The sequence below is a fragment of the uncultured Campylobacter sp. genome (assembly GCF_938045465.1).
Lineage (GTDB): Bacteria > Campylobacterota > Campylobacteria > Campylobacterales > Campylobacteraceae > Campylobacter_B.
On the sequence record NZ_CALIBF010000140.1, the window covers coordinates 1 to 2,434 of the forward strand.

The window sequence follows — 2,434 nt, forward strand, 5'->3', positions numbered from 1 at the left end:
CGACATAATCGACCACTATCTCCTTTGCTAGTTCTTTAAAATGCCCTTTTGTGGCGTAAACCTTCGCACCTGTTATATGTTCTATCTTGTCGCATTTATTTGGACTTTCAATAATGATTATCGCATTTTGCATTTTACATACCTGCTGCATTATAAGCTATTTTTATTATGCTTTGTATCTGCATAATTTGTTCTTCCGTCAAATTGTCATAAATTTTTTGAATATCAGAAACGTTAACATCATTTCCATCATAGGCTATTATAAAAAACGATTCAAGCACATGTTTCATTACTTCATTTTCTTTAAACTCCCTTGTAAGTCTTTCTTGCAAAATTACAATTTTTGCCGTTTTGTTAAGCTGCGAGAATGGGACATTGTCGTATGTACCTGTTATGTAATTTAGGTTCATTTTTTACTCCTTCAAAAATTTATTAGTCGAATGGCGCGTCTTGCGCGTTATCTGTATATTCGTTTTCTATCTGCGGCGCAGGATGAGCTTGCTCGTTTTGCCCAGCTTCTTGCCTATCTTTGGTATCAATCATTATCATTTTATCGACGATTACGCTATGCTTGCTTCTGTTTTGTCCGCTATTGTCCGTCCATCGGTCAAATTTTAGTCTACCTTCGATGAATATCCTTGAGCCTTTGGACAGGTATTGGTTGGCTATTTCCGCGCTTTTACCCATAAAAGTGACATCTATAAAGCACGTTTCTTCCCGCTTCTCGCCGTTTGCCGCGTTAAATTTGTGCGACGCGGCTATTGCAGTACTACCTATGGCCATACCGCTTGCCGTGTATCTAAGCTCAATGCCTTTGGTCAAATTTCCTATGATCGTAGCTTGTGCAAACATTTTTACCCCTTTTAAAAAATTTTCTAAATTTTAGCCTTACGGCACCGCGTATCCGCCGCGAAACGTTTTATATACGTCGTAGGCGCCCTTCGCTAGCATTTTTGAGCCCTTGCCTATATCTTTTCCAAGATTTACGCTTGCATCTATTCCTGCTTTTGTAATTTGCCCTACTGCTCTTCCGCCGGTTGCTCTACCAAAGCTTTGCAGTGCCCCACCGATAAAGCTACCGCCGGTTGCTTTTCTAGCTAGCCCGCCCAGTAAAGTTTTTCCAAGTATACCACCAGCTACCGCGCCTGCGACTACTCCGCCCGCTCCACTTTCCATCTGTGTTCCCAGTACCGCATTTATCCAATTTGGTATTTTTCTGATTATGAAAAGCGCAGTTATGCAAGTAATTGCTCCAGTAATCAAATATTCAAACTGCTTTATAAATAATTCGCCTATGACGTTTTGATATTTCTCAAGCTCTATGATCGGATTCATTGCTAAATTTAGGGCTATAAATGCCAAAGGAGCGATGATGGCGTATGATAGGTATAGCTTGTACCAGCTCCATAAATACGGCAAAAAGCGCGGCGTTATCAAAAATGGCAGCACCAATGGCAGCGTGCTTAATATCAAAAATGCCACGAATTTGCTAAAAAATATAACGATCGTGATGCCGATTAGTAGAATAAAAAATACTAGGTAAAATATCCAAAACGGGATCATTAAAAATGCCGTTACAACCCCTGCCATTATATAATCACTCGGACCATTAAAGCTTAATCCCAAAAATGACCATTCTTGTGATTTTAAATAAGTTTTTGTTCCATAGTCCCACATTAAAGCTCTTAAATTATCCACCCTATTGGCCGATTCCGTTACAATCGTTCCGAAATCTTGACTCTGAAAAATCGAGCTCACCGTCGCAGTTATCGTATTTTCAGGTATAGTTAGGAAGTATAAAGCGCCCGTATATGCTTCAAATGAACTAAGAACTGCAAAAATAAAGCAAAGCCTGATTATGTATTTTATAGCATTAAATGTCTCCTCTCGCGTTGGATATCCATTTTTTAGCCTATTTAATAGCCAAAATACAACTATTAAAATTATGATCGTCGTCGAGGCGGTTGAATAAACTAAATCGTGCGCCCCTTGATAAAATTTTTCAAATAAACTCATCACGTTTTCTTGCATAACGGCCTGAGTCTTATTTATCCAGTTACTATCTGTTAAAAGCACTTTTGCTACTTGCTGCTGAGCCATTTTACATCCTTGTTATATCTTTTTCATATGTTTTTATTGATATTAATGCCTTGTTGTTATTTATTGGTTCTGAAGTTTTTATCTTTTTGATTTCTATTTTTTTATCGTCTTTTATTACCGTCTCGGTCGTAATCTCCTCTTGAAAATACGGGCTTTGCATCTCAACGATAAACTCTTCCGCTGTCTTTTTCGTATTGTCTGCGATTATGGGCCGCTTTTTGGCAGTCGCCCCGCCGCTGACGCCTAAAAAATTCAAAAAATCAAGTAACATTTTAATTCCTTAAATTCGGGGGCTTTCGCCCCGATCTACCCTAAGTTTGACTTAACCTATCTA

4 protein-coding genes are annotated in these 2,434 nt (G+C 38.6%); all 4 read right to left on the reverse strand.

The window, feature by feature from the left end; genetic code table 11:
- Nucleotides 1-134: 134 nt before the first annotated feature.
- Genes Q0413_RS06850 through Q0413_RS06865 form a run of 4 tightly spaced genes read right to left on the reverse strand, consistent with a single transcriptional unit; the run spans nucleotide 135 to nucleotide 2,371 of the window.
- On the reverse strand, nucleotides 135-410 hold the full coding sequence (locus Q0413_RS06850; RefSeq protein ID WP_297996647.1) for a hypothetical protein: 276 nt from the start codon (nucleotides 408-410) through the stop codon (nucleotides 135-137).
- Between the two features lie 22 nt (nucleotides 411-432).
- Entirely contained in the window at nucleotides 433-852 is a 420-nt protein-coding gene (gene ssb, locus Q0413_RS06855; RefSeq protein WP_297996648.1) for a single-stranded DNA-binding protein, read from the reverse strand.
- Nucleotides 853-888: 36 nt separating this feature from the next.
- On the reverse strand, nucleotides 889-2,100 hold the full coding sequence (locus Q0413_RS06860) for a type IV secretion system protein (protein WP_298024796.1): 1,212 nt from the start codon (nucleotides 2,098-2,100) through the stop codon (nucleotides 889-891).
- Between the two features lies 1 nt (nucleotide 2,101).
- Complete coding sequence (locus Q0413_RS06865; protein WP_298988240.1) at nucleotides 2,102-2,371, reverse strand: hypothetical protein; 270 nt, start codon at nucleotides 2,369-2,371, stop codon at nucleotides 2,102-2,104.
- Between the last annotated feature and the right edge of the window lie 63 nt (nucleotides 2,372-2,434).